Here is a 25,116-nt window from a genome sequence, read left to right as displayed (position 1 = left end):
GACGCCTATTATGGCGGGCTGGGCTACGACTACGCGATACTGGAGGAAGGCGGCGGGGTGGATTACTTCGTCGACTGGAACGTCACCCGCGACCGGGTGGTGTTCGACAGCGCGATCTTCTCCTCGATCGGCGCGGCAATGGACGCGGCGTTCCAGAACGGCACCGACGTGGTGATCTGGGACGGCAGCGACGGCATCGTCTTACAGAACGCCAAGCTGGCCCAGCTGACGACGAGCAATTTCCTGATCACCTGAGGGAGAATTTTCCAGAGCCTCCCAAGTTGGATCAGCAATACGCAGGTACACAAGCTCGAGCGGCAAATGGGAGGCACATTGTGCGGACCAACCGCATTTTCTCTTCGGCGGATTATCTCTGAATAAGACGGTGTAACGCTCCGGCCCCCGAAGCCTACTCCGCCGCTGACTGACGTGAGCGCCTGTTGGCAGCCGCCTTCAACCCGCCGAGTCTGCCCATCTTTTGCATGATGGCGCGCTCGCGGGCGTCCACCGTCGGATTGCGCAGGGCGGTGAGCTTGAGCGCCTTCCGGCCGTCGTTGGGCTTGATGATGATGGAGTAGCCGTCCGGGAATAGCGCCGTCATGACCAGATCTAGCGTGGGCCAGCTGGCCTGGCGACCGGACGGTGTGTCCGGGTGCAGCATCTTCGGGGTGTAGCCGTCCTGCACGCCGCTCAGGTCATCGCACCGGCACATGGGCAGGCCGAGGCGGCGGATCCGATCGTGCAGCTGTGCAGCCAGCGCGCGGTACATATGGCTCACCGCCGGGCGCCGCGGCTCGGCGGTCGTGCTGGCAGCAGCCTCGTCCTTTGGTTCGGGCGGGGGGCTGTCAAACACGTCGGGTGCGCACCTTTGAGCGGAACGGTGCGACCATGGTCGGCCCGCTGCAATGGGCACAACGCACAGCAGCACCGAGCTCGGTCAGGGGCACCGTCAGCGCCTCCGCCGCCAGGGGGGCAATGTCGTGATGCTCCGGTCGGCGGCAAGCCGGACACCAGATCGACAGCCGATTGATGCCGTGGGTGACGAGGCGCGTCAGGGTTATAGGCGCCGCGGCGATCTCGCGCTTCGGCCTATGCTGAACACCACCGCGCAGGATCTCGCTCGGCGTGAAAGGCCGGAATGGCGAGCTCGATCGAGTAGCCGCCGCTGCGACGGCCGCGGGTCCAATCCAGCCTGGTCATCGGCGCCCCGGCAAGCTGAAGGCATCCGCAAGGCCGTGCTCGGCACGATCGAGCACCGTGCTCAACCAGAAGAGATTGTTGTATGGCGCCATCCGCCGCGCGAGATGCAGGTCGGTGGCACGCAGGTCGCCGGCGGCGACGGCGACGGCGCCCGATATCTGCGCCACGTCGCCGGCGAGATCGGCGGTCGGACCGCCGAGAACTCCGTAAATTTTGCGCGACTGATAGCGGCTGGCATATTCGCCGGTGAGCGCCGACAGACCGACATGACCGCGCGACAGCCGCTCCGAGATGCCGTTTGCCTCCATCAGCCAGCCGAGCGCGCCCGAGCGGTCGATGCCCTCGATCGCCCAGGTACAGGATCGTCCGACACATCCCGGCCATAGGTAGCGGATCGGATGCCGTAGGAGGCGGCGCCAGCCCAACCATCATCGGGAGCCCGCTCAGTGCATGCGCGTCGCGCTGCTGCAGCCCGGCGAGGAGGATGCGCTGAGTGGACGCGACGGCAAACCCCTTAAATTGCCCGACCAGCTTGCCGAGTTCGGTCGACATCCAGAGCGGCTTGTCCTGGACGGGCTTTATGATCACCCGGTCGACCTCGCGCACCAATGCGCCACGGAAGGCCTCGATGGCGCCGCGGTCGGCCCACGCCTCGGGGTTCGGCAGCCGCAGCTCGCGCACCGTGTCGCCACGGCCCTCGCGGGAGAACTCGGACCAGATCCGCTTCGTCATCGGTTGGTCGATGCCGCTGGTGGCGAGCTTTCCGATCTCGCGCGACGCCGCCGTGCCGCGCGAGGCCGCCCCGGCGGTATGCAACATGCCGTTCATGGCGATGAGCGACGTGACCTGCTGCATGGCATCAGTCCACGGCGCCATCAGGCTGACCAGGCCGAAGTTGCTGGACATGCCGTGGATGGCCCGCTCGAACTTCGAGGTGCGACCGTAATCGTCCATGAGATCCGCGATGGACAGCGCGCGGCTATCGAGCGCCATGTCGATGGCGGTGCCGGCGAGCTGCGCCTCGCGCCGGGCGATCGGGCGGATGTCCTTGAAGCCGGCGATGAAGGGGATCCAGCCGTCCCGGAAGGTGCGGACCAGGCCATATTCCATGACCGGGCGCCCGAGATCGGGGATCGACGAGATGGTCACGCCGCCCATGAGCCTGAGGTAATTCAGGTTCCGGGCGATGCGGCCGGCGCGCACCAGCAGGCCATTGGGATTGGACGGGAGGGCGTAGACGCCGCGGATGCGATCCCGCACCGCATTGAGGGTCTTGAGGTCGCGGTCGGCGGCGTTCGCGCGCCGTCGATCAGCGTCCGGCAAATTTGTGCAGGCTGTCCTCGCTCTCGCGCGCCAGCCGGAAGCCGGAGATGCCGTGGGTGCGGGCCGCATAGACCGCGACCGAGCCGATGACGAGCAGGCTGCACACGACGAGGGCGAACAGCGGTGACAGCCAGACAAGATAGGCGACGCAGCCGGCGATGACCGCGCCGGCAATCGCCAGCGGCGCGAAGAGGAAGGCGAGGTCGCTGACGGCGTCGCCGTCGCCGGTCAGCACCGGCATCAGGCGATGCGTCCGGTAGCGCTCCAGCGTGTCGATCGGCGCGGCGCCGATCTTTTCCGACAGGGAGCGGCGCAGGCCGGCGACCAGCCTCTGCCCCACGCTGTTGGTGACGACATCGGCCAAAGCCGTGCCGCCGAACGCCAGGAGGCACAGAAGCGCGAAGACAGGCAAGGTGCCGGTTTTGAGGTCGGCGCCGGTGAGCATCGCATTCGTCGTCGCCAGAAGCGCGACGGTGGTGACGCTCGCAAGCACGCCGAACAGGCCGGCGATGGCGAGCGGCCCGACAAAGGGGCGCATGAGCATGAGAAGCGAGGTCATCCGGCGCGCTCCGTTGGTGCCGGGCATTCCGGGCAGGTTTCGAAGCCGGTCAGCAGGCGGCGCAGGCAGCAGACGCGGCGGGAACGGTGGCGGTGATCATGGTCGGTCGGCCGGTAGAGCGTATGTCCGGCCAGCGGGTTGCGTCGGCCGTCAGTCCAGAGGCGCGATTCCAGAAGCAGATCGGCGTCCGCCGCCGCGTCGGCAGGCGCGCCGGGCAGATGTTCGGCGACGGCGGCGATGGCCTGAAGGCTTTCGGCGACATTGGCCCAGAGCAGGCGTCGCGAAAGCCGCATCTCCACCGCGAGCGCTTCGATCAGCGGTTCGAGGTGATCGAAGATCACCGGAGCGAAGCGCTCGAACGCATCGCCTTTCGCGCCGACGCCGGGCAGCAGCACGAAGCCGGTGCAGCTTCCGTCAGGTGCGAACAGCACGGTCACATCCTGCAGGGCGACAGGAAGGGCGAGGGCGCGGAAAAGGTCGGCGGCGAAGAGTGGCGGCAGCAGCGCCGCGACATAGATCTGGAACCACATGGAGACGATGGGGCGCCGGTCACAGCCCGGATAATGCGCGGCAAAGGCGTCGATCAGCGGCGCGACCAGCGTTCGGTCCGTCAGAGCGGTACCGGGCACGCCCCCGCCCGGACCCGGTGCCGGCCAAAAACAGGCGTTCACATAGGCATAGTTGCCGGCATGTCGAGGCGGCAGAACCTCCAGCGGGCACAGCTCCCTCGAGGCGTTCATGCCCGCCTCCGCAGCATGAGCCAGAGGAAATAGGGGCCGCCCGCGAGGCTCACGACGAGGCCCGCCGGCAACTGCCAGGGAAAGGCGAGGTTGCGGCCGAGCCAGTCGCCCAGCGCCATCAGCGTTCCACCGATCAGCATGGCGGCGACGCCTTGCATCCCCGGCCGGCCGAAGCCCTGGAGGCGCGCGGCATGCGGCGCGACGAGACCGACGAAGCTGAGCGGGCCCGTCACCAGCGTCGCCGCCGCCGTCAGCGCCGATACGAGGACGATGACGCCCAGCCGGCTGATGCGCACGGCAAGGCCAAGCGAGGCCGCCACCGGGGCGCCGAGCGTGAGAAGGGTGAGGGCGCGCGCGGTCAGCGGCAGCGTGACCAGCCCGGCGGCGGCTAGCGCCAGCGTCGCGACGGCCTCGCCGGAAGAGGCGAGATAGGTCGATCCCGCCATCATGCGCAGCAAAAGATCGAGCCGCGGATGGCCGCTGAGCATGATCAGGCCAAGGAACGCGCCGAGGATGGTGGTGAGCGCGACGCCGGTGAGCAGCAGGCGTTCCGGTGCGAAGCCCGAGCGGCGGGCCAGCAGCATCAGTAGGCCCGTCCCCGCTCCCGCGCCCGCAAAGGCCGCGCCGAGCACGGCGGGACGCTCGACCACCGGCGCGAGGATCACCAGCAGCGTGGCGCCGGCGGCGGCGCCGGAGGAGATGCCGAGCACTTCCGGGCTCGCCATGGGATTGGCGCTGACGCGCTGGATCATCATGCCGGCGAGGCCGAGCATCGCGCCGGCGCCGAAGGCACACAGGGTTCGCGGCCATCGCCAGCCCAGCACCGGATCGCCGGGCATGGCGAGCCACCAGCCGCTTCCTCCCCGCCCGAGCAGGAGCACCATGGCCAGCACGGAGATCATCGCGATGGCGAGCACGGCGATGCGGATGAGCGGCCTGCCAGGGGAGATCGGCTCCGCCTGCGTCGACACCGACCCGATATCCTTCAGGCGCGGCAGCAGCACCAGGAGCAGCGGCGCCCCGAACAGGGCGGTGAGCAGCCCGGTTGGCAGCGCCGCCCCGATCAGCCGATCCGCCAGTTGCGCGAACTGATCGGCGGGCCAGAGCAGCAGCGCACCCGTCGCCGCGCTGGCGAGCAGCCGCGCGGTGATCGTGCGTGCGCCGGCGAGCCGGGCGAGGGCAGGCGCGGCCAATCCGATGAAGGCGATGACGCCGACATTGGCGGCAACGGCCGCCGCGAGCGCGGTGGCGATGGCGAGCGCCGTGAAGCGGAGCGCGGTGACCGGCACGCCGAGGCTGCGGGCGCCGGCATCATCGAGGTCGATCGCCGCGAGGGACCGCCGCAGCAGGAGGCTGGCCGCGCACGTCGCCATGACGACCGCCGCCAGCGCCACCGTGCTTTGCCAGCCATTCTGCGCGAGAGAGCCTGCCTGCCAGAGGAACAGCGCGGTGAGGTGGTGATGCTCGAACAGCACCAGGACGCCGCCGGCGGCGCTGCAGCTCAGTCCGACGACGAGGCCGGCAAGGATGAGGGCGAGCGGCGAAAGCCGGTTCCGCCAGGCGATGGCGAGCGCCACTCCCGTGGCCGCGAGCGCTCCCGCGAGCGCTACCCAGAACGGGCCCGCCTCCAGCAGGAAGGGCGCGTAGAGCGTGGCAAAGGCGAGCGCCAGGCCGGCGCCCGTAGAAGTGCCCAGCGTCGAAGGCTCGGCGAGCGGGTTGCGCAGGACATGACCGAAGATCGCGCCCGACAGGCCGAGCGCGGCACCGGCCAGCAGGCTGACGGCGAGGCGCGGCAGCAGGCCGAAATGGAACAGCAACTCGGCCGCGTCCATGTGCGGCGCCAGCAACGCGCCGGCCCATCTGTCCGGCGATAGCCGGGCGGCGAACCCGCTGATCGTAAGTGCGATCCCGGCCGCCATAGCGAGGAGGATCAGCATCGCTCCCGTGGCGGGCGCCGCCGTCCGTTCGGCCATGTGCGCCGCCCTAGCCGGCATTGCCGGTATCGATCGAAGGATCGAGGGCGGCGGCGATGCGGCCGGCGAATGCGGCGAGCGTCGGCACGCCGCCCCAGACGCTCGCCGCCTTGACCAGCCGCACGCGCCCGCCCGCCACGGGCGGCAGGCTCTGCCAGAGCGGGCTGCCTGCGAGCTGCGCCAGCGTGCGCCGCGTCGATGCGCCGAAATCGAGCACGAGCACGGCGGCGTCGGGCCGGTCGGCGAGGTGTTCGATGCCGGCGATGATCCAGCCATAGGAAGGCATGGCCATCGGGCTGGCATTGCGCAGCCCAAGGCGGACCAACGCGTCGTCGAGCAGGCAGCCCGCGCCGTAGAGTTCCAGATGCCCGCCGCCGTCGACCAGCGAGACGAGGAACACCGGCGGGATGTCGAGGCGGGCGAGCCTGTCGCGGAGAACGTCGAGGCGCCGCTCTGCCACCTTGATCACCTCATGTGTCGCCTCTGCCCGCCCGAGTTCGCTGCCGACCAAGCGCATCAGGTCGACGCCGCGCCGATAGCGCCCGTTCGCGTCGTCCGGTTCGATCAGCGTTACCGGGGCGATCCGCTCCAGCAGCGGCACCAGCATCTCGCGGTCGCGCGATGTCAGGATGCGGGCGGGGGCGAGCTCCTGAAGCCGCTCCAGATTGGGCTCCCACGAAGCGCCCAGCTCGGCGCAGGAGGCGGGCAACGGCGAGGCGGTGAACAGCGCGCGGAAGCGGCCGACTTCGGCCATCGCGATGGGAGGCGTGCCCAGCGCCAACATCGCTTCCGCTATGTCGAGCTCCATCACGGCGATGCGCGTCGCGCCACCTGCGGACGCCGCCGCGCGCCGCGCTGAAACGAGCAGCGCCGCCCCGGCGGTAGCCAGAGCGGCGCGGCGGGTGATGCCGCCCGTCATCACCAGCGATAAGTCAGCGTGCCGATCACCGTGCGTTCGGCGCCCCATTTGCAGTCGGCGGCGCTGAAGCAGGTGACATATTCGGTGCCGAGCAGGTTGGTGGCGTTCACCGCCAATTCAACGCCCTTCATCTTCGGCCACATCTTCGACAGGTCGTAGCGGATCACCGCGTCGACCAGCGTGTAGGGATCGTTGGCGATCTCGTTGAGCGCGTCGGCATAGGTGGTGCCGACATGGCGCACGCCGCCGCCGAGATTGAGCCCGGCGAGCTTGCCGGTGGCGAAGGTGTAGTCGAGCCAGATCGAGCCCATATGCTCGGGCACCCAGCGAGGATGCTTGCCCAGCGCCAGCGAACTGTTCGGTACCTCGGGATTGGCCTCGGTCACCACCACGTCATTGTAGGTATAGGAGGCGTTGAGGTTCCAGCCGCTGATGCTGAGCGTCGCCTGCAGCTCGACGCCGCGCGAGCGGACCTCGCCATCCTGCACCATCGGGCCGAACGGGTCCTCGCCATAGGGCGTCGGCACGTTCTGCTTGGTGAGCTGGAACACGGCGGCGGTGAACATGGCGTTCCAGCCGACCGGCTGGAACTTGACGCCGGCCTCGACCTGCTCGCCGGTGGTCGGCTCCATGACGTCGCCGAAGGCATCGACGCCGGACTGCGGCAGGAACGAGGTGGCGTAGCTCGCATAGGGGGCGACGCCATTGGCGAAGAGATAGGTCAGGCCGGCGCGGTAGGTGAACTTCTCGTCGTCGCTGCTGGCGTCGATCACCGGATCGGCGGCGTAGAGGTCATAGCCGACCGACTTGCCGTTCACCCAGTCCTGCCGGCCGCCGAGGGTGAGGATCCACCCGTCGCCGAACTTCATCTGGTCCTGCAGATAGAGGCCGTAATTCTCACCGGTATAGGTGACCGACTGCCAGGGCGTCGCGCTGGGCAGCGGTACATTGTAGTCGGGGTCGAAGATGTTGAGCGGCGCGCGTCCCAATTGTCAACGAAGGCGATCCAATCCGAGGTGTTCTGGTAGTCGAAGCCGACGAGCAGCGAATGCGAGACGGGGCCGGTGCCGAACTCGTATTGCACCTGGTTGTCCATCACGAGGTCGCTGCGCCGCTCGTCATTGCCGTCGATGACGCGGGCCGCCATGCCGTCGGTCACGTCCCACACCCAGCCGGAGCGGATGTTGCTCTCCATGTGGCTGTAGCGAAGGTTCTGCCGGAAGGTGAGGTTGTCGGTGAAATTGTGCTCCAGCAGGTAGCCGAGCGAATACTGCTCCTGGTCCCATATGCCATAGTCCGAGGGCAGGATGGCGAGATGCGTCAGCTGGCGCGTCTGCGGCCACATGAAGGAGTTTTCCTGGCCGATCTTGTCCTTCAGGTAGTTGCCGAGGAAGGTGATCTTGGTGTCCTCGTTCGGCTGCCAGGTCAGCGCCGGCGCGATGAACTGGCGCTCGTCGGGCGAGGTGATGCCGTAATCATAGGTGATCGGCGCGTCGCCATCACGGAACAGGCCGGTCAGCCGGTAGAGAAACTGGTTGTCCTTGTCGAGCGGGCCGCCAATGTCGAAGGCGCCCTGCAGGCGGTCGAAGGTGCCGCCCTGCACTTGGATCTCGCCGAAAGGCTGTTCGGTCGGCAGCTTGGAGACGCGGTTGACGAGGCCGCCCGGATCGCTCTGGCCGTAGAGGCTGGAGGAGGGGCCGCGCACGACGTCGTAGCGGGAATATCCGTAGGGCTCATAGCGGTAGTTGATGAAGCTGATCAGCCCGTCGACATAGGAGCCGCCCTGCGCACTGGGGAAGCCGCGGATGATGTAATAGGGGTTCTGCTGGTTCTGCGCACCGCCGAAGGGCTGGGCGTAGATGCCGGGGGTATAGGTCAGCGCCTCCGCATCGGTCTGCACGTTGCGCACGTCGAGCTCGGCGCGTGTGACCACCGAGATGGACTGCGGCACCTCGATGAGCGGGGTGTTGGTCTTGGTGCCGGCGTCGGTGCGGGTGGCGACGAAGCCGTCGGTGCCGTCGCCGGCGACGTCGATGGTGTCGAGCTCGATGGCACCACCCGGTGCCTCGCCGGTGAGCGGCGCGGGCCGCCGGATCACCACCGTGGCGCCCTGGAACTCATGGGCGAGGCCGGTTCCCGCCAGCAGCCGCGCCAGTGCCGCCTGGACGCTCATGCCGCCGGACACGCCCGGCGTCGACACGCCCGAGGCCACCGAGGGCACATAGCTGATCTGCACGCCGGCCTGCCGGCCAAACACCACCAGCGCGGAGGACAGCGGACCGGCGGCGACCGAGAAGCTACGCTGCGCCGCCGCGACCGAGGTCTCCTGCGCCAGCGTCGCGGGCGACGCCACCAGCATCGCCATCACCAGCACGGAAGCCCCCGTCGCGCCGCCCGCCAAGGAGCGAGGCGCGGCGCCAAGCCTGTTCCGATTCATCCCTGTTCCCCATTCATCAGCCCGACACGCCGTCCGTCTCTTGAGGGGTGGTTCGGCGCGCTTCCTGATGGGTTGACGGGGCAGGCCGGCGGATTTCTCCTCACGGCGACGAAATTTCTGAGATCAGATTCGGGTCAGCACGGTGATCCAGGGCGACACGTGTCGGACCTTGCCGCCATAGGGCGCCACCACGGCCGCCAGCGCCGCGTCGGGGTCCTGCAGGTCGTAGAGGCCGCTGACGGGCACGCCCATCAGGCCGGGATCGGCAATGAAGACCTCGCCCGTGCGCCAGCGGGCGATCTCCGCCACCACGGCGCCGACAGGGTCTCGTTCGGCGACGAGCAGCTTCTGCCGCCACGCAGCGGTCTGGCCTGCATCGCGATGGCCGCGCTCGATGCTGCTGCCCGGGCCGGAAGCCAGCCAGTCGCCGGCATGCAGTGTCGCCGCCTCGGCTCCGGCGATCACCTCGACCGTGCCTTGCTCGACCCCGACCACACTGCGTCCGCCGTTCTGACGCAACTCGAACCGCGTCCCAAGCGCCGTGGCCCGCAGATCGCCGGTATTGGCCTCGAACGGTCGCATTTCCGGCGCGACCTCGCACAGCGCCATGCCGTCGAGCACGTCGACCCGCCGCAGCCTGTCGCTGAAGGCGATGTCGACGGCGCTCTCGGGGCCGAGCGTCAGCCAGCTTCCATCGGGAAGCTGGATGCTCTTGATCTCGGCAACGCTCGTCGTGTAGTCGGCGTGCCAGCGCTGCCACTGGCCGGGCCCGAACAGCGCGCCCGCGCCGATCAGTCCCAGAGCGCCGACGCCAGCAAGGGCCTGCCGCCGAGTGACGCGCCGGCGCTGCCGCACCCGCTTCTCGGCAACCGCGCTTCCCGCCAGGCGATAGACCATCTTCGCCTCTTCCCATGCCGCGCGGCGATCGCTGCCGAGCGCGCAGAAGCGGCGCACATCTTCACGCACGGCCTCGTCGTCCGGCCGCGCCTGCCAGGCGAGCAGCAGCGCCATCGCTTCGTTCCAGAGATCGTCGCTCTCAGCCGTCATCGACATGGCCATATTTGCAAGGCGCGCCACCTATAGACAATGACGTCCTGGCGCGGAATTTTCTCAGGTCGCGCGAGGGCTAATCGAAGCCGGCAGTGCGCAGACCGTCGCGCAATTGGCGATACCCGTCCATCACCAGCCGTCCCGCATGGGCGGTCGAGATGCCGATGGCGCCGCCGATCTCGACGAGCGTGGCCTCGCCAAGGCGATGCATCTCGAAGGCCTGGCGCGTGCGCTCCGGCATGCCGGCGAGAATGACGATGGTTCTTTCCAGCGCCTGCCGATCCGCCAGCACGGTCTCGGGCGTGGGGGCGGCATCGGCCATCTCGAAAAGCCCGGCCTCGTCGAGGCTAAGCAGTTCCTTCTCCCGCCGCCGGTGGTCGATGGCCAGATTCTGCGCGATCCGGGTGAGATAGGCTTCCTTGTCGGAGATGCCGGCGCCGGCGCCGAGCCGGTCGAGCAGCCTGACGAAGGAATCGTGGACGAGATCCTCGGTCGTCGCCCGGTTGCGGACGATGCGCTGGATCAGCCGCGCGAGCCTGCCGTGCTCGGAGGCATAAAGTCGGGCCGCTTGAGAGGCTGTCGACGACATTGAATCGATGTGCAACGGAGCCGGTGACCAATGCCGCACAGTCTATCGGTAGAAAATTAATCGTGCAAATTCAATAGTTTATATGTTTTCTAAGGAGGCGGGAAAGAAGAGCGATCGGGGCCGCACGGGCAAGTGAAGCTCTTCATATAGACGAGCCGATCATAACGGGGGCTTCACGCCAATGGCGCGCCCCTCGGGTCTGCGAAGCGGCATCCGTTTCGGCGCGAGTGAATGAGAGCGGCCGAAGCTCGCATGTCGTTGCGGCACCAGCCGGGTTCGGTGAACCGATCCCGCCTGCGGTGTTAGCGAACTGGATCGAAGGGCAAACTTCTGCCAGGAGCACCGCCATGAAGTTCACCATCAAAGATATGCCGGTCGAGATCGACTTCGATCCGCGCACGTCTCTCCTCGATCTGCTGTGCGAGCATATTGGGCCGACCGGCTCCAAGATGGGCTGCAACCAGGGAGCCTGCGGTGCCTGCACCGTCATCGTCGACGGCGAGCGCATCCTTGCCTGCCTGGCGCTGGCTGTTCAATATTAGGGGCGATCAGTCACGACGATCGAAGGGCTCGGGACGCCCGAGGCCCTGCACCCGTTGCAGCAAGCTTTTGTCGTGCAGGACGGCTTCCAGTGCGGCTATTGCACGCCGGGTCAGATCTGCTCTGCCGTCGGCATGATCGAGGAACTGCGCCGCGGCGTTCCCAGCCATATGACCGATGATCTCGAGGCATCCGTCATTCCCTTCAGCCGTGACGAGTTGCGCGAGCGGATGAGCGGCAATTTGTGCCGTTGCGGCGCCTATAACGGCATCGTCGCGGCGATCGAGGAGATTTGGGAGGAGGCCGGGACCGGACAGCATTCCGCCCCGAGCCGGGAGGCGGCCGAATGAACCCGTTCAGCTATCACCGGTCGACCGATCCGATCGATGCCGTCCGCCACGCGGGCACCGCCGGCGCCCATTATCTCGGCGGCGGGACCAACCTCGTCGACCTGATGCGCGAGACCATCGAGCGGCCTCGGTCGCTGGTCGACGTGACCGGATTGTCGAGCGGCATCAGCGAAACGGCGAATGGCGGCGTTCTCATCGGCGCCGCCATGCGGAACCCCGCACTGGCGGAGCACCCGCTCATCCGTGTGCGCTATCCTGTGCTCACCCGCGCCATCGTCGCCGGGGCAAGCGCGCAAATCCGCAACATGGCCACCGTCGGCGGCAATCTGCTGCAGCGTACCCGATGCACCTATTTCTATGACCAGGAGGGCGCGCTGTAACAAGCGCAGGCCCGGACAGGGCTGCGACGCCCTCGAAGGATTCTCCCGGTACCATGCCACCTTCGATGCCTCCAGCGCGTGTGTCGCGGTGCATCCCTCTGACATGAGCGTTGCCCTCGCGGCGCTCGGGGCGGTCGTCCATCTGAAGATGGGAGATGGAGAGCGCCAAGTCGCCTTCACTGATTTCCATCGCTTACCGGGCGACCGGCCGGATATCGAGACAGTGCTGAAACCGGGCGAATTGATCACCGGGATCGAGCTGCCGCCGCTCGCCGCCGCCGCGCGATCGACCTATCGCAAGGTGCGCGACCGGTCGAGCTATGCGTTCGCGCTCGTCTCGGTCGCCGCCGCGCTGACGATCGAGGAGGGCCGGGTCGCCGATGTGCGGCTGGCGCTCGGCGGTGTCGCGCACAAGCCGTGGCGCGCCTTCAAGGCCGAGGACATCCTTCGTGGCAAGCGCGCGACCGAGGCAAGCTTCGTCGCTGCGGCCGATGCCGAACTCACGGAGGCGCATCCGCTCGAACATAACGGCTTCAAGATCGAGCTTGCGCGCCGCACGATCGTCGCCGTGCTGGACGAGTTAGCGGGAGGCGCGTGATGGGCATCATCGATGAGGTCAAGACACGCGTTCAGGGTACCCTGCAGGGCGTGATGGGCAAGGCGGTGGCGCTGGCGCCGGATAGCTGGATTCCCGGCGGCACGCCGGATCCACTCCTGCACCAGTATGGGCATGTCGGCAGGCCGGTGTCGCGGATCGACGGCCGCTCAAGGTCAGCGGCAAGGCGCGCTTCGCCGCCGAGTTTCCGATGGCGGACATGACCTATGCCGCGCTCGCCTACAGCACCATCGCCAAGGGCCGCATCCTTGAGCTCGACATAAGCGAGGCCGCGGCGTCGGCTGGCATCGCGCTCGTCATGACGCACCAGAACGCCCCACGACTCACGCCGCCGCCGGTGTTCCTGTCGGAACAGAAAGCGGCCGGAGGCGATAGCCTGCCGGTGATGCGGGCGCTGCCGCTCGAGATGCAGCATTGGTCCATGCACAGCCACGCCGCGATGTTCTGCGAGGTCCGGGTGAACGCCGTCACCGGCGAACCGCGCATCGGCCGGTTCCTGGGCTCGTTCGATTGCGGGCGCATCCTCAATCCCAAGACCGCCGCCAGCCAGTTTCGTGGCGGCATCATCATGGGAATGGGCCTCGCCCTTATGGAGGAGACCCAGATCGACGAAAGGAATGGACGGGTGATGAATCCGAGTCTCGCCGAGTACCATGTGCCGGTCCACATGGACGTGCCAGAGATCGATGTCATATGGACCGATATCCCCGACCCGCACACACCCATGGGGGCCTCGTGGCATTGGCGAGATCGGGATCACCGGCACCGGGGCGGCAATTGCCAACGCGATCTGCAACGCAACGGGCAAGCGCGTGCGCGAGCTTCCCATCACGCTGGACAAGCTGATGTGACCGCCAGCGGCTCGCCGGCCTCGTGCAGGCATTCCAAAATCTCGACCGACCGGTCGAAGCCGTTTGCGGATCTTCTGGCGGGCTTTATCCGTGCTCATGCACGGCTTCCCTATTCCTGGCCTAGCTCTGCCAAGCTTCATGCCGCAACGTCAGCTGCTTCCGCCAGCGATCGCTACAAGCTGATGATGTTCGCAGGCGTCGCTTGGGTCGGCTGCAGATCCGTTCGCCACGAAGCGAGAACTTTGCGTCGTGGGGATAGGACCGTGCCTGGTACGGATCGTCGGCCCCGCGCCGATATCGTTCTCTAATAGGTCAAGGGTGGCAGCTCAGTTTGGGAGCGATATCGACGCTTTCGGGTGCCTGCGTTCTCTACGTGCTCATGGGCACTTGATGGGGTTGGCTGGGCGTGGAGCAGCTTGGTTGAAACCGCAGTCGGCCGACGGGTCGGCAGCATGCGACAGAATCGGCGCCGTCATCCATTCCCTCCCTCGGCGTCGCTCCCGCTCGGGGAGCTGTTACGGCCTCCTGTGTGATCCGGCGCCGAGATCGGCTACGCTGGCTTGAACTCCGTGCCGTGCCGGAGCATGGCGTGCATGATGATGGCGAGCCGCCGGGCAAGCGCGACCCGCGCCTTCCGCATGCTGGATCGCTTGGCGATGCCCAAAGCCCATTCCTTCAGCTTCAGAGATCCTCGGTAGCGCGTGAGCATGACGTTCGCAGCCTCGTAGAGGAGCGTGCGCACGCCTCGGTCGCCGCATTTGGAGATGCTACCGGTGTAGTCGACCTCGCCGGATTGATAGCGACGCGGCACCAGGCCCAGATAGGCGCCGATGTCTCGGGCGCGCCGGAAGCGTTCGGGGTCGTCGACGGCAGCCGTGAAGGCAAGCGCGGTGATATGGCCGACGCCCGGGATCGTCATCAATCGGCGGCAGGCTTCAGATGACCTGGCCAGCTTCTTCATGTCGGCATCGATGGCCGTGATGGCGGAGAGCACGGCGCCGCGCGCCGCGATGAGGCCTCGCATAGCGGCGGAAAGGCCATCGATCCCTTCGCTTGCTCGCAGCGCCCGCTCGATGAAGGCAGGGCTGAGCGCTCGTGGCAAACGGACACCGAACACCACGGCGAGTCCGCGGATCTGGTTCTCCATCATCACGCGCTGCCCGACCAGTTTCTTGCGGGCGATGATCAGCGAGCGAATGGCGTGTGCCGGGAGCGACTTCACGTGCGTTGGCTTGAAGAAGCCGGTCCGGGCGAGATGCGCAAGGCCGCGCGCATCGTTGCGATCGGTCTTGTGGGTCGCCAGCGACTTGAGCGCCTGATAGGCCTGCCGGCTCTCGATACAGACCACCGGCAGGCCGAGGGCGACCAGGCCATGGTAGAGCATCGGCGCCATCCGACCGGTCTCGAAGACGACACGTCGACACGCTGGAGCCCTCGCCAGTTCTGCCTCGATGGCGTCCGGTGCAGACGTGGCCATTGCTTCGTGAACAATTGCCCCGTCCCGGTCGACAACGCAGATGTGCGTCTCTTCCATCGAGACATCCAGGCCCGCAAAATACTCCATGGTGGGGTCTCCTCTTCCAATGACGGAGCCGAGCGTATCGGTCTCCGCAGGGGAGCTGCCGCCTATTACCCCATGTTGAAAAAGTCGGTGCTGGAGCGTGGTGACATCGCCGCTCATGTCGACGCGCGCACACTCCCTTTCTCCGGCCGTGGCCGGCGGACCGTTCGGCAGGAGCTTGGCGAGCTTCCTAAGATTCCGTGCGGCGGCGAGATGAAACTCGTCGCGGGCGCCGTTCGGCCACGTAGTCGCAGTCGGTCGAGCGTCAGAATGCGCTTGAGGTGGGCGGACAGCACCTCCACCCTGTTGCACTGCCGGCGGGAGGTGACATAGGCGTCGGTGGCAGCGATGTCCCGTGCCATATCTCGGGCGCCCTCGTAGATCGAGCGGGCTGGCGCGGTAGCGCGTCTCGCCGCCGCCGGGGCACCCGTGTGGCGCTAGGCCGTTCCTCAACAGTCCGGTGTTCACGGCAATAGGCGCTATCGCCATCGCTTTACGTGGTCGACCAGGGCCCGCAGCTTCGGGGCGAGATTCCGACGGTTCGGAAAATACAGAAAGAAGCCCGCAAAGGGCGGACAAAATTCTTCGAGAAGAGGCACCAGCTGGCCGGAGGCGACATAGGGCCTGAAGGTCTCCTCCATGCCGAAGGTTATCCCTCCCCCCGCGCAAGCCGTGCGGATCATCAGCCACATGTCATTGGTGGTGATCTCGGGATTGACGGCGACGTCGTATTCGCGCCCGTCTTCGCCAAACTCCCAGCGGTAAGGCGCTGTCTGGGGGGCAGGACGCCAGCCGATGCAGCGATGCTGCGCCAGCTCGGATGGATGCGAAGGCTTGCCGAAGCGCTCGATATAAGCAGGCGCGGCAACGACGGTCTGGCGCTGCTCGCCCGACACCGGGATGGCGATCATGTCCTGGTCGATCACCTCGCCAAGCCGCACCCCGGCATCGTAGCCCTCCGCCACGATGTCGAATTCCTCATCGGTAACGGTCACATCGAGCTGAACGGCCGGATGGGCGTCCGCGAAGCCGGCCAGCAGTGGCCCTGAGATGAACCGTTCCGCGATCGAGGATACCGCCAGCCGCAAAAGGCCGCTCGGCGCCATGTCCCTATCCGCTGCGGCGTCCAGGGCCAGGCCGACCTCGGCGATGGCCGGCGCCACGCGCTGGAAAAGCTGCTCGCCGGCCTCGGTGAGGCTGACGCTTCGCGTCGTGCGCTGGACGAGCGCGACGCCGAGGCGATCTTCGAGCCGACGGATGGCTTGGCTTACCGCCGGCCGCGTCACGCCCAGATGCGCGGCGGCCGCGCGGAAGCTCCGCATCTCCGCGACGGCCAGAAAGACAGAGATTCCCGTGAGATCGGTAGCCATTGGTAATGTGAGATTACCAGCGTAGTCACGGTTGGGCAAGTTGTCGGCTTTGTTGGGGACCCTTAGTTTTCGGTCGGTGAATGGAGGTGGCCGACAGATGACGCTCGCTGACTACAAGCTTCTGGGACGTTCCGGCTTGCGTGTTTCACCGTTGAGCCTGGGAACCATGACGTTCGGATCCGATTGGGGCTGGGGCGCGGACAGCAACGAAGCCCGCCGCATCTTCGATATTTACATCGATCATGGCGGAAATTTCGTTGATACCTCGGTGAACTACACCAACGGGACAGCCGAACGCTTCCTCGGTGCGTTCATCGGCGATAAGCGGGAGCGGCTCGTCCTCGCGACGAAGTTCACGATGGCCCGCGAGGCCGGCAACCCGAATGCAGGCGGCAACCATCGCCTCAACATGGTGCGGTCCGTCGAGCAAAGCCTCAGGCAGCTCGCCACCGACCGGATCGATCTCCTCTACCTCCATGCCTGGGACATGACGACCCGGCCGGATGACATGATGCGGGCGCTCGACGACCTCGTCCGCTCCGGCAAGATCCTCTATCTCGGCATCTGTAATACGCCCGCCTGGCGGATTGCCGAGATGCAGACCCTCGCCGACATCCGGGGATGGTCGCCCTTCGTCGCGCTTCAGATCGAATACAGCCTGGTGGAGCGCACCGTCGAGCACGAACTCATGCCGATGGCCGCCGCCATGGGTCTCGGCGTGCTCCCCTGGTCGCCGCTGGGGGGCGGCGTGCTGGCCGGCAAATACACCAGGGCGGACGTCGAAGATTCACGCGAGGCCGCGGTGTCTGCCAGCCGCAAGGGTGTCATTGCCTCGTCAGGGCATCTCACCGAGCGCTCGATCGAGATCGCGCAGGAAGTTCGCGCCGTGGCCGACGAGATGGAATCGACGCCGTCCCAGATCGCGCTGGCATGGACGCTCGCGAACCCGGCGGTCGTCTCGCCGATCATCGGCGTCCGCACCCTCGCCCAGGCGCAGGAGAATCTGGGCGCCTTGGACGTGGCTCTGTCGGCAGAACAGCTCGATCGCCTGAACCGGGTCAGCGATCCCGATCCGATCTTCCCGGCCCGCTTCGTGGAGCGGCCCATGGTCCAGCAGCTCATCTTCGGCGGAGCTTCCGTGGCGCGCCGCAGCTGACTCCGCAGGAGAACCACATGCGTATCCGCCTATCCTCGATCATCGCTGCCGGAACCCTGGCGCTTGCCTTGCCGAGCGCGTCGCAGGCGCAAGCGGTGGCGACAACCCGATGCGCGGTTTCGGGCGCAAGCTCGGTTGCCGAACTCCACAGGGAATGGATCCTCGTCGGCTGGGACAAGCCCGTCGCCGCTCAACCCTGGGACTTCCGCGAAAAGCTTGGCAAATACTACGACTGGGAGGCCCGCGACGTCGTGCTCTATGACGACATGGCTCCCGATTTCCGCATCGCCCGCTCGCCGGAGGAATACCGTGCGTTGTGGGAGACATCGTTCCAGGCGCTGCGCCGCGCCCACCACCTCGTCCTGAACGGTCCGGAGACCATTATCGGCACCGAGCTGGCGACGTCGACGCTGGAATTCGCGGCGCGGCTCGAGCCGGCCGAAGGCCAGCCGATCGTCTCGATCCGCGCACGCTCGACGCTGGTTTGGCGATGCACCGGCGATGTCTGGAAGATCGTGCGCGAACACAACAGCACGCGCCGTATCACGCCCGAGGAGTCCCGGCAGCTCTTCGGTTTCTGATCGACCGCAACACGACAAGACTTACTGCCCTCCGCATGCCAACGAAAGGAACGATCCGATGACCCTCTTTTCATTGAGCTCCCGCCTTGTCGGCGCGGGCCACAGGCTGCTCATCGCGTCGGCCTTCCTCGCCGTCATCGGACCGGCGCATGCCGAGATCACGGCGTCCGACCCGGGCGCGGAGGCCCATGACACCGCCATCGAAAAACGGAACAAGGCCATCGTCCAGGATGCCTTCGAGAAATGGCGTGAAGGAACCTATGTCTTCGGCGCGCTTCTCGCCCCCGATGTCGTCTGGACGATCCACGGCTCCGGCCCGGTCGCGGGCACCTACCGTAGCCAGGACGACTTCGTCGAACGGGCATCGCGCCCCCTGACAAGCCGTCTCGCTACCCCGGTCGTGCCGGAGGTACGCGGCATCTATGCCGTGGGAGACACGGTCCTCATCCGCTTCGACGGTTCGGCGACGACAACCTCGGGCGCCCCCTATCGCAACCGGTTCCTCTGGATGTTCCGGATGAAGGATGGCCTGGTCGTCGAGGCCGAGGCGTTCCTCGATCTCGTCGCCTACCAGCGAGTCGTCGAGAATAACGAGCCGCGCGCGCAATAGAGGGAGGTCGCCCGGCCGAGCCGCGGGCCGATCCACGGCCGGCCTCGGGCACGGCGCGCCGGGCGACCGACTTCATAACCCCTGCAGTGTCCCGTTCGGCCTTCGTGGCCGACGGCCCTGTCGATATTGAGGAATTCGATCATGCGACAAGCATTCGCCGTCCTGATGACCGCCACACTCCTGAGCCAATCCGTACAGGCAGAGGAGCCCGCATCGCCGCCGAACCATCCCTATAGCGGCATGTGGGTGACCGACGATGGCCGTATCCGTCACGAACTCCTACCCAACGGTCGCTATGTCGAGGCGCGGGGCACCCGCGAACGCGCCTATGAAGGCCGTTATGAAGTGACCGGCACGCATATCGAATATTGGGACGACACCGGCTTCACCGCCGATGGCGACTTTGTCGACCCCGACACCTTGCATCACGGCGGCATGATCTTGCGCCGTCGCGCGACCCCGGTCGCAAAGCCCTGACGCCCTGGTGTGGCGAGCACCCTTGGCAAAGGGCGGACCGGCTCATCGGTGAAGACGTTCCCCTTCTTGAAGGCGAGGCTCAGGCCTACGTCACGCGCCAGATGCAGTCGCCTACGTCATCGACCACCAGCAGGCCGCCTCGCCGGTCGACGATCACGCCGACCGGGCGTCCGAGCGCCTTGCCGTCCACCCGGAAGCCGCCGAGGATTTCTTCCGGCGGCCCGGCGGGAACACCCTCGGAGAAGGGAATGAAGATCACCCGGTAGCCGGAGGGCGGATTGCGATTCCACGAGCCGTGTTGGCCGATGAACACGCCGCCCTTGAACCGCGCACCGAAGCGTTCGTCATCGACAAAGGTCAGGCCGAGCGAGGCGGTGTGCGAGCCGAGCGCGTAGTCCGGCTTCAGCGAAGCGGCAACCAGATCGGGACGCTGCGGCTTCACCCGTTCGTCGATGATTTTATCCCAGTAGCAATAGGGCCAGCCATAGAAGGCGCCGTCCTTCACCGAGGTCATGTAGTCGGGCACCAGGTCGTCGCCGATCTCGTCGCGCTCGTTGACGCTGGTCCACAGCTCCCCGGTCACCGGGTTCCAGTCCATGCCGACCGGGTTGCGCAGACCGCCGGCGAAGACGCGTACCGACCCGGTCGCGATGTCGACCTCGAGGATGGCGGCGCGGTTTTCCTCCTCCTCCATCCCGAACTCGGCGACGTTGGAGTTGGAACCGACGCCGACATAGAGCTTGGTGCTGGCCTTGTTGGCGACGAGGCTCTTGGTCCAGTGATGGTTGCGGCCCGCGGGCAGGTCGCACAGCTTCACCGGCGGGGAATCGATGCGGGTCGCACCCGGCTGGTAAGGGAAGCGCACCAGCGCGTCGGCGTTGGCGACATAGAGCTGGTCGCCGACCAGCGCCATGCCGAAGGGCGAGTTGAGGTTTTCGAGGAAGGGAAGCTTGATCTCGGCCACGCCGTCGCCGTCGGCATCGCGCAGCAGTGAGATGCGGTTGGCGCTCTTCACGCCCGCCCCGGCGCGTACCATCACGAAGCCCATCACCCACCAGCGCAGGCTGAAGATGCCGCCCGGCGTCGGCGGCGCGGCGGTCTCGGCAACAAGGATGTCGCCATTCGGCAACTCGTACACCCAGCGCGGGTGATCGAGCTGCCCGGCGAAGGCATCGACCTTCAGTCCCGTTGCCGGCTTGGGTTTCTGGCCCTCGGCCCAGCCGACCGCAGGCGCGATCTTCATGATGGGAATGAGGGTGGGTTTCGGCTTGGGCAGGCTCGGCAAGTCGCCATAGCCGGCGTCCTCGGCCAAGGCGGGGGCTTTGCGCAGGTCGGCGAGCAAATGAGCCACGCCGGTGATGCACGCGCCAATGAGGCCGCCAATCTTCGCGTAGTTGGCCATGAGGACTCCGGATTTGGGGACTGCTCCATCTGATCCCGGAAAGGTATCGACGCGCAATGCCCCACGAGCGGAAAGCGACTGTGTCGCCGGAGCCCATCGCATGATTCCGGCCGCCGTCTGCGGGAATGTGGCTGCGCCGGCGCCCCGAAAGTCGGGAGCGGCGGGGCAGCCATCCCGCGCCAAGTCTGGCGGCCCTGCTCCATGTTTGCCGCCACGGCTCTGGGGACTGCTGTTGTCGACCTTCATGAGCGCCCAGATCGCCGCAATCTTCAGCACGGCGCTGCTCACTCTCATCCCTGCCGTCAATTAAACCGACATGATCGAGCCCCTTCATCGCTGCAAGGGGCCGGCGCCTTCGGCCGGATCTACCCGGCGACCTATTGCATGACGATCTCGCGCGGGCGTTTTCAAAGGGGCTCGTTTCGCCGACCTCGCCGACGCCTTCATTCCGTTGCTGATCGCCGGCCGGTTCCCCTCGGACTTGGCATCGCGCTTCTCAAAAAGCAGGCGAACTGACGATGCGCGCGCCAACATCTCCCAGTTCGGGATCAAGGAATTGCGCAGCCTGGCGCGCGATCCGATACTGCCGGTGTTGATCGTCTCTTCCTTCACGGTCTCGATCTACACCGCATTGAGCGCCATGCCGGAGGTTCTGAACCGGACCGCGATCACGATCGCCGATGAGGATCAAACCCCGGTATCCTCACGCCTCATCGCCGCGTGCTATCCGCCCTATTTCGCCAAGCTCATCTCGCACTATGAGATGGACCGGTGCATGGATGCCGGGCTTCGATACCTTCGCGCTCGGCATTCCGCCGAATTCCCAATGCGACCTCCTCGCCGGTCGCTCGCCCACCATCCGCTTCAACGTGGATGCGACGCGAATGCCACAGGCGTTTTCCTGTGGTGGCTAAAGCGCGGCGGTGGGCGGGCGGAATCCATCAATGCGTGGAACCGAACCGTCTCCCAGGCGTTCTGCGCATGTCACTTCGTCGGGTCCCGCCCCGGACGGCGCTTGTTTGCGCCTGATGCGCCGCGGGTCCGCATGATCCGGGGAGGCGCGCATGGGCGATCTGGGCGGTCAATCGGTGGTTCCCTCGACCTCTCTTGCAAGGGCGGCCAAAGCTGAGCCGCTGCTGGTGCGTGAGCAGGAATTCGAACTCGCCCGCCGCTGGTGCGAAGAGCACGACGAGCGGGCGCTGCATCGCCTCGTCCAGGCACATATGCGCCTTGCTATCTCCATCGCCCGCCGCTTTCGTCATTATGGCCTGCCGATGGCCGATCTCGTCCAGGAAGGCCATATCGGCCTGATGGAGGCGGCCGCCCGCTTCGAAGTGGCGCGGGACGTGCGGTTCTCAACCTATGCCACCTGGTGGATTCGCGCCGCCATCCAGGACTACGTGCTGCGCAACTGGTCGATCGTGCGTGGCGGCACCTCCTCGGGGCAAAAGGCGCTGTTCTTCAATCTGCGCCGGGTGCGCGCGCGCCTTGAGAAGGCCGAGGAGTTCGCGCACGCGACCCGGGATCAAATGTATGATGCGGTGGCCGATGCGCTCGGCGTCCCCTCCGCGGAGGTGGCGCGCATGGATGCCCGGCTGACCGCGCCCGATCTGTCGCTGAACGCCCCGCTTTTCACCGGCGAGGAAGAGGGCACCGCGCGGGTCGACCAGCTGGTCGCCGACGACCCGCTGCCCGACGAGCAGGTTGCCGAGAGCATCGACGGCGAGCGTCAGCGCCGCTGGCTCTCGCTGGCGCTGCGCTCGCTTTCCGACCGCGAGATGCGCATCATCCGTGCCCGGCGCCTTGCCGAGGAAAGCGAGACGCTGGAGACGTTGGGCGCGCGGCTCGGCATCTCCAAGGAGCGTGTGCGGCAGATCGAGAACCGCGCCATCGAGAAGCTGCGCGCCACGCTGGTCAGCGGGGCGGGAATGCCAGCCGGGGCGTTTGCATAGCAGGGCATATCCATGGCGAGTGCGGCTTAAGGACAGGCGCCGGCTATTCCGCGACGATCTTCACCAGCTCGCCATATTTCAGCTTGGCGCCCTTCTCCAACCCGTTGAGGATCAGGAAGCGCTCCAGCGGACGGTCCGGCACGTCCATCTTGGCGGCCAGGGTTTCGGGCGTGTCGGTTAGGCCGACCTTCACGGTGCGTATACGCAGCGGCCTCACCTTTTCCGCCTCCTCGATGGAGACCCGGCGGAAAGTCTCTGCCGCCTCGCGGAACTGGCGGTCGAGGTCCGGCGTCAGGTCCCGCGCCGCGAAGATTAGCCGGTAAACGTCACTGCCGAAGCGGATGGCGAACATGCGGAACGACCATTGCTCGCCGCGGGCCACCGCCGTGGCCGCCGGGAAGCCGTTCAGCACCAGACTTTCCACCGACGAGATCTCGACCCCCTCGATCCAGCCGGACGACAGATACTGCGCCAGCGACTGGTCGCCGGTGACGCGCACCGCATCGAGCCGCAGCGCCTCGGCACCGGAGGCATCGGCCCCGAGAACCGCCTGAGAAGTATTCTCCAGCGCGAATCCTTCCGGGGCGGTGAAGGTGAAGCCGAGCTTCGGATGGAAGAAACGCCGCCCGCGGATGAAGCCTTCCTTCGGGTCGTCGCCATAGACCAGCCCGTCAATGGCGGTGAGATATTGTTTGGCATCGCGCTCGCCCGGCTTGTCCGGCGAGGCATATTCGCGGGCATTCGCCATGACGATGGAAATGCGCTCGGGCGTCGCCGGATGGGTGGCCAGGAAGTCGGCGGCGTCGGTCGAGGCGGTGCGGCCCATCGGGCTCGACGCGCGCAGCCCCTGCTGGCGGCCCATCGTGGTGAGGAAGCGCTCGGCGCCATAGGGGTCGAAACCGGCGCGGGCGCTGATGCCCACCCCTATGGCGTCGGCCTCGAGTTCCTGCGCCCGCGAGAAGCTCGCCAGCGACATGCGGCTCTTGGCCAGCGCCAATGCCCCGAGATCGGGATCGTTCACCACATCGGAGATCACGCGGCTGACCAGCACCGCCTGCTTCACCTGGTCCTCGCGGATGGCGGCATGATTGGCGATGACATGCGCCATCTCGTGCGCCAGCACCGAGGCGAGCTCGGCATCGTCGTCGGCCAGCGCCAGCAGGCCGCGGGTGACGTAGATCGACCCGTTCGGCAGGGCGAAAGCGTTGATCGCCGGCGAATTGAGGATGGTGACGCGGTATTTCTGGTCCGGCCGCTCGGACGCGGCGACGAGGCGGGTCACCGTCTCCTGGATCATGCCCTGCAGCTTGGGGTCGTTATAGGCGCCGCCATATGAGGCGACGAGCCGTTCGTGCTCCTTGCGCTGGGTCGGAGTCAGCGTGTCCTCGAAGGAAGGCGGCGCCGGTGCGGCGGCGGTCGACGGCGTCTCCTGCAAATTGGAACAGCCGGACAGGGCGAGGCCGGCCGCGAACAGGAGCGCGAGCACAAGCGCACGCGGTGCCGCGAAGGCGACGCGCTGCCCCTCGTCCCGTTCCATCCGGTGCGCCGTCTCGTTCACCGGCCCGTCATCCCCGTCACGGCTTTGCAGCCTCCGCAACCACTTCCATCTGTTCAGCCCAGCGCAGATCGATGAGCGGCCCGTCGGCGAGATCGACGTCGCCGCGCAGAATCACCTCGCGTCCGGCGAGCGACGCCACGTCGAGGCCACGAGCCTTGAGGGCGGCGCGTCCGGATTCGTCCACCCTCACTGTGGTGTCCTGCCGCCAGACTGGGCCGAAATTGAGATAATCAAGTCGGCGGGTGCTGCCAACTGTCAGCACCCGGCCGGCAACAACGGAAAAGTGACCGGCGGCGCGTGCGAGAGCCTCCGGCGGGGCGGCCTTCAGCGGCAAGTGCGCCCACACGCCGAGACCGGCGGCGCGGGCCGGCCGCTCGGCGGCAATGAGCTCCGGCATGCAGCCAATATAGCCGGCCTCCGGCCGGGCGACGGCGAGGCCGCGTTCCAATGCGGCCTGCTGGAGCAGCCTCCCGTCCGGCAGGCGGACCAGGGCGGCGAGGCGGCCATAGCGATCCGGCGACGAATCGGCCATGGCGAGGGCGAGCGTCTGACCGGCCACGAGCCGGCCCAGCGCCGCCCGACGGGCTGGATCGGGGGAGGCGGTGATGTCCACCAGCGCGGCGAGGCGTATGGTGCGGCCATCGGCGAGCGCGATATCGCCATGCGCATCCAGGCCGCGTGCCACGACGCCTGTGTCGAAGGTCGTCGGGCAACCCGCGGCACGGGCGGCGGCGGGCGACAGGGCGGCAAGGCCAATCAAGGCGAGGGTCAGCAGGGCAAGGCAAGCCGAACCGCCGCCTGAACGACGGAAACGCCTCATCATCGGCCGTTGGCTGAAAGCGCCATCGGTCGGCATGTTCGGCTCGATCGGCGACATAGGGCTTCCCGGCCACCATGAGTACCCGGAAAGAGCATAGCCGAA

22 protein-coding genes and 7 pseudogenes are annotated in these 25,116 nt (G+C 66.9%); 13 read left to right on the top strand and 16 right to left on the bottom strand.

From position 1 onward, the window contains the following. Positions 1–255, top strand: a 255-nt coding sequence (locus J2X65_RS23390) for a hypothetical protein (protein ID WP_404977788.1), incomplete at its 5' end; no start/stop codon positions are given. Between the two features lie 154 nt (positions 256–409). On the opposite strand, the gene J2X65_RS23385 is transcribed toward J2X65_RS23390, so the two are convergent. From J2X65_RS23385 to J2X65_RS23340, 10 genes are all read right to left on the bottom strand, one after another. Beyond that, on the bottom strand, positions 410–769 hold the full coding sequence (locus J2X65_RS23385; protein ID WP_310206643.1) for a hypothetical protein: 360 nt from the start codon (positions 767–769) through the stop codon (positions 410–412). A gap of 320 nt (positions 770–1,089) precedes the next feature. Further along, positions 1,090–2,523 (bottom strand): hypothetical protein, encoded by a 1,434-nt coding sequence (locus J2X65_RS23380; protein WP_310206640.1) that lies wholly within the window; start codon positions 2,521–2,523, stop codon positions 1,090–1,092. Further along, complete coding sequence (locus J2X65_RS23375; protein ID WP_310206637.1) at positions 2,510–3,082, bottom strand: ABC transporter transmembrane domain-containing protein; 573 nt, start codon at positions 3,080–3,082, stop codon at positions 2,510–2,512. The genes J2X65_RS23380 and J2X65_RS23375 overlap by 14 nt, the downstream gene beginning before the upstream one ends. Continuing rightward, positions 3,079–3,822 carry a siderophore-iron reductase FhuF gene (gene fhuF, locus J2X65_RS23370; protein WP_310206634.1) on the bottom strand — a complete coding sequence of 248 codons (744 nt, stop codon included), beginning with the start codon at positions 3,820–3,822 and terminating at the stop codon, positions 3,079–3,081. The genes J2X65_RS23375 and fhuF overlap by 4 nt, the downstream gene beginning before the upstream one ends. Further along, a complete protein-coding gene (fhuB, locus tag J2X65_RS23365) occupies positions 3,819–5,795 on the bottom strand; it encodes a Fe(3+)-hydroxamate ABC transporter permease FhuB (protein WP_310206632.1) in 1,977 nt (658 codons plus the stop codon). The genes fhuF and fhuB overlap by 4 nt, the downstream gene beginning before the upstream one ends. A 10-nt stretch (positions 5,796–5,805) precedes the next feature. Beyond that, positions 5,806–6,714, bottom strand: coding sequence for an ABC transporter substrate-binding protein (locus J2X65_RS23360; RefSeq protein ID WP_310206669.1), 909 nt, complete (start codon positions 6,712–6,714; stop codon positions 5,806–5,808). Further along, positions 6,714–7,655: a TonB-dependent receptor domain-containing protein gene (locus tag J2X65_RS23355; RefSeq protein WP_310206666.1), complete on the bottom strand. Its 942-nt coding sequence runs from the start codon at positions 7,653–7,655 to the stop codon at positions 6,714–6,716. Before J2X65_RS23355 ends, J2X65_RS23360 begins: the two co-directional genes overlap by 1 nt. Continuing rightward, entirely contained in the window at positions 7,580–9,151 is a 1,572-nt protein-coding gene (locus J2X65_RS23350; RefSeq protein ID WP_310206629.1) for a TonB-dependent receptor plug domain-containing protein, read from the bottom strand. Before J2X65_RS23350 ends, J2X65_RS23355 begins: the two co-directional genes overlap by 76 nt. A 123-nt stretch (positions 9,152–9,274) precedes the next feature. Beyond that, positions 9,275–10,162, bottom strand: coding sequence for a FecR domain-containing protein (locus J2X65_RS23345; RefSeq protein ID WP_310206625.1), 888 nt, complete (start codon positions 10,160–10,162; stop codon positions 9,275–9,277). 115 nt (positions 10,163–10,277) lie between these two features. Next, positions 10,278–10,790: a sigma-70 family RNA polymerase sigma factor gene (locus J2X65_RS23340; RefSeq protein ID WP_310206622.1), complete on the bottom strand. Its 513-nt coding sequence runs from the start codon at positions 10,788–10,790 to the stop codon at positions 10,278–10,280. A 347-nt stretch (positions 10,791–11,137) separates the two neighbouring features. On the opposite strand from J2X65_RS23340, the pseudogene J2X65_RS23335 reads away from it, so the two are divergent. The 5 genes and pseudogenes from J2X65_RS23335 to J2X65_RS23320 all read left to right on the top strand — a co-directional run. Then, positions 11,138–11,680, top strand: a pseudogene (locus tag J2X65_RS23335) (2Fe-2S iron-sulfur cluster-binding protein). After that, positions 11,677–12,658: pseudogene (locus tag J2X65_RS23330) on the top strand (FAD binding domain-containing protein). The pseudogenes J2X65_RS23335 and J2X65_RS23330 overlap by 4 nt, the downstream one beginning before the upstream one ends. Continuing rightward, positions 12,658–12,879, top strand: coding sequence for a hypothetical protein (locus J2X65_RS23325; protein WP_310206619.1), 222 nt, complete (start codon positions 12,658–12,660; stop codon positions 12,877–12,879). Before J2X65_RS23330 ends, J2X65_RS23325 begins: the two are co-directional and overlap by 1 nt. Then, positions 12,867–12,941: pseudogene (locus tag J2X65_RS27035) on the top strand (hypothetical protein); the annotation flags it as partial. The gene J2X65_RS23325 and the pseudogene J2X65_RS27035, both read left to right, overlap by 13 nt. Positions 12,942–13,070: 129 nt before the next feature. Next, positions 13,071–13,527: pseudogene (locus J2X65_RS23320) on the top strand (molybdopterin cofactor-binding domain-containing protein); the annotation flags it as partial. A gap of 550 nt (positions 13,528–14,077) precedes the next feature. Here the strand turns inward: J2X65_RS23320 and J2X65_RS23315 are convergent. From J2X65_RS23315 to J2X65_RS23305, 3 genes and pseudogenes are all read right to left on the bottom strand, one after another. Then, on the bottom strand, positions 14,078–15,091 hold the full coding sequence (locus J2X65_RS23315; protein WP_310206663.1) for an IS110 family transposase: 1,014 nt from the start codon (positions 15,089–15,091) through the stop codon (positions 14,078–14,080). Between the two features lie 147 nt (positions 15,092–15,238). After that, positions 15,239–15,477: pseudogene (locus J2X65_RS23310) on the bottom strand (IS5/IS1182 family transposase); the annotation flags it as partial. 90 nt (positions 15,478–15,567) lie between these two features. Further along, positions 15,568–16,458 carry a LysR family transcriptional regulator gene (locus J2X65_RS23305; RefSeq protein WP_310206616.1) on the bottom strand — a complete coding sequence of 297 codons (891 nt, stop codon included), beginning with the start codon at positions 16,456–16,458 and terminating at the stop codon, positions 15,568–15,570. Positions 16,459–16,555: 97 nt separating this feature from the next. Between J2X65_RS23305 and J2X65_RS23300 the strand changes: the two genes are divergently transcribed. From J2X65_RS23300 to J2X65_RS23285, 4 genes are all read left to right on the top strand, one after another. Continuing rightward, entirely contained in the window at positions 16,556–17,614 is a 1,059-nt protein-coding gene (locus J2X65_RS23300) for an aldo/keto reductase (RefSeq protein ID WP_310206613.1), read from the top strand. Between the two features lie 17 nt (positions 17,615–17,631). Continuing rightward, positions 17,632–18,195, top strand: coding sequence for a hypothetical protein (locus J2X65_RS23295; protein ID WP_310206610.1), 564 nt, complete (start codon positions 17,632–17,634; stop codon positions 18,193–18,195). Between the two features lie 58 nt (positions 18,196–18,253). Beyond that, the gene (locus J2X65_RS23290) at positions 18,254–18,805 is read left to right on the top strand and encodes a nuclear transport factor 2 family protein (RefSeq protein ID WP_310206607.1); all 552 of its coding nucleotides are present in this window, start codon (positions 18,254–18,256) and stop codon (positions 18,803–18,805) included. Between the two features lie 141 nt (positions 18,806–18,946). Then, entirely contained in the window at positions 18,947–19,282 is a 336-nt protein-coding gene (locus J2X65_RS23285; RefSeq protein WP_310206604.1) for an Atu4866 domain-containing protein, read from the top strand. Between the two features lie 85 nt (positions 19,283–19,367). On the opposite strand, the gene J2X65_RS23280 is transcribed toward J2X65_RS23285, so the two are convergent. Beyond that, positions 19,368–20,684, bottom strand: coding sequence for a sorbosone dehydrogenase family protein (locus J2X65_RS23280; RefSeq protein ID WP_310206602.1), 1,317 nt, complete (start codon positions 20,682–20,684; stop codon positions 19,368–19,370). Between the two features lie 223 nt (positions 20,685–20,907). Here J2X65_RS23280 and J2X65_RS23275 point away from each other — a divergent pair. The 3 genes and pseudogenes from J2X65_RS23275 to J2X65_RS23265 form a co-directional block, all read left to right on the top strand. Continuing rightward, positions 20,908–21,200: pseudogene (locus J2X65_RS23275) on the top strand (ABC transporter ATP-binding protein/permease); the annotation flags it as partial. After that, positions 21,166–21,595, top strand: a pseudogene (locus J2X65_RS23270) (hypothetical protein); the annotation flags it as partial. The pseudogenes J2X65_RS23275 and J2X65_RS23270, both read left to right, overlap by 35 nt. Positions 21,596–21,748: 153 nt before the next feature. After that, the gene (locus J2X65_RS23265; RefSeq protein ID WP_310206598.1) at positions 21,749–22,636 is read left to right on the top strand and encodes an RNA polymerase factor sigma-32; all 888 of its coding nucleotides are present in this window, start codon (positions 21,749–21,751) and stop codon (positions 22,634–22,636) included. Positions 22,637–22,679: 43 nt separating this feature from the next. Here J2X65_RS23265 and J2X65_RS23260 read toward each other — a convergent pair whose 3' ends face one another. Both J2X65_RS23260 and J2X65_RS23255 read right to left on the bottom strand, forming a co-directional pair. After that, positions 22,680–24,173 carry a M48 family metalloprotease gene (locus tag J2X65_RS23260; RefSeq protein WP_310206660.1) on the bottom strand — a complete coding sequence of 498 codons (1,494 nt, stop codon included), beginning with the start codon at positions 24,171–24,173 and terminating at the stop codon, positions 22,680–22,682. A gap of 37 nt (positions 24,174–24,210) precedes the next feature. Further along, on the bottom strand, positions 24,211–25,071 hold the full coding sequence (locus tag J2X65_RS23255) for a thermonuclease family protein (RefSeq protein ID WP_310206595.1): 861 nt from the start codon (positions 25,069–25,071) through the stop codon (positions 24,211–24,213). Positions 25,072–25,116: the final 45 nt, after the last annotated feature.

Origin of the sequence: Ancylobacter sp. 3268, assembly GCF_031456575.1 — a bacterium.
Taxonomy (GTDB): domain Bacteria; phylum Pseudomonadota; class Alphaproteobacteria; order Rhizobiales; family Xanthobacteraceae; genus Ancylobacter.
This window is presented reverse-complemented; position numbering and strand designations above follow the sequence as displayed.

Bases quoted from the DNA above. Each gene is read 5' to 3' on its own strand.
- J2X65_RS23385 (WP_310206643.1), bottom strand. From the start codon at position 769: ATGTACCGCGCGCTGGCTGCACAGCTGCACGATCGGATCCGCCGCCTC.
- J2X65_RS23375 (WP_310206637.1), bottom strand. From the start codon at position 3,082: ATGACCTCGCTTCTCATGCTCATGCGCCCCTTTGTCGGGCCGCTCGCC.
- fhuF (WP_310206634.1), bottom strand. From the start codon at position 3,822: ATGAACGCCTCGAGGGAGCTGTGCCCGCTGGAGGTTCTGCCGCCTCGA.
- fhuB (WP_310206632.1), bottom strand. From the start codon at position 5,795: ATGGCCGAACGGACGGCGGCGCCCGCCACGGGAGCGATGCTGATCCTC.
- J2X65_RS23360 (WP_310206669.1), bottom strand. From the start codon at position 6,714: ATGACGGGCGGCATCACCCGCCGCGCCGCTCTGGCTACCGCCGGGGCG.
- J2X65_RS23350 (WP_310206629.1), bottom strand. From the start codon at position 9,151: ATGAATCGGAACAGGCTTGGCGCCGCGCCTCGCTCCTTGGCGGGCGGC.
- J2X65_RS23345 (WP_310206625.1), bottom strand. From the start codon at position 10,162: ATGGCGCTGCTGCTCGCCTGGCAGGCGCGGCCGGACGACGAGGCCGTG.
- J2X65_RS23340 (WP_310206622.1), bottom strand. From the start codon at position 10,790: ATGTCGTCGACAGCCTCTCAAGCGGCCCGACTTTATGCCTCCGAGCAC.
- J2X65_RS23325 (WP_310206619.1), top strand. From the start codon at position 12,658: ATGGGCATCATCGATGAGGTCAAGACACGCGTTCAGGGTACCCTGCAG.
- J2X65_RS23315 (WP_310206663.1), bottom strand. From the start codon at position 15,091: ATGGAGTATTTTGCGGGCCTGGATGTCTCGATGGAAGAGACGCACATC.
- J2X65_RS23305 (WP_310206616.1), bottom strand. From the start codon at position 16,458: ATGGCTACCGATCTCACGGGAATCTCTGTCTTTCTGGCCGTCGCGGAG.
- J2X65_RS23300 (WP_310206613.1), top strand. From the start codon at position 16,556: ATGACGCTCGCTGACTACAAGCTTCTGGGACGTTCCGGCTTGCGTGTT.
- J2X65_RS23295 (WP_310206610.1), top strand. From the start codon at position 17,632: ATGCGTATCCGCCTATCCTCGATCATCGCTGCCGGAACCCTGGCGCTT.
- J2X65_RS23290 (WP_310206607.1), top strand. From the start codon at position 18,254: ATGACCCTCTTTTCATTGAGCTCCCGCCTTGTCGGCGCGGGCCACAGG.
- J2X65_RS23285 (WP_310206604.1), top strand. From the start codon at position 18,947: ATGCGACAAGCATTCGCCGTCCTGATGACCGCCACACTCCTGAGCCAA.
- J2X65_RS23280 (WP_310206602.1), bottom strand. From the start codon at position 20,684: ATGGCCAACTACGCGAAGATTGGCGGCCTCATTGGCGCGTGCATCACC.
- J2X65_RS23265 (WP_310206598.1), top strand. From the start codon at position 21,749: ATGGGCGATCTGGGCGGTCAATCGGTGGTTCCCTCGACCTCTCTTGCA.
- J2X65_RS23260 (WP_310206660.1), bottom strand. From the start codon at position 24,173: ATGGAACGGGACGAGGGGCAGCGCGTCGCCTTCGCGGCACCGCGTGCG.
- J2X65_RS23255 (WP_310206595.1), bottom strand. From the start codon at position 25,071: ATGTCGCCGATCGAGCCGAACATGCCGACCGATGGCGCTTTCAGCCAA.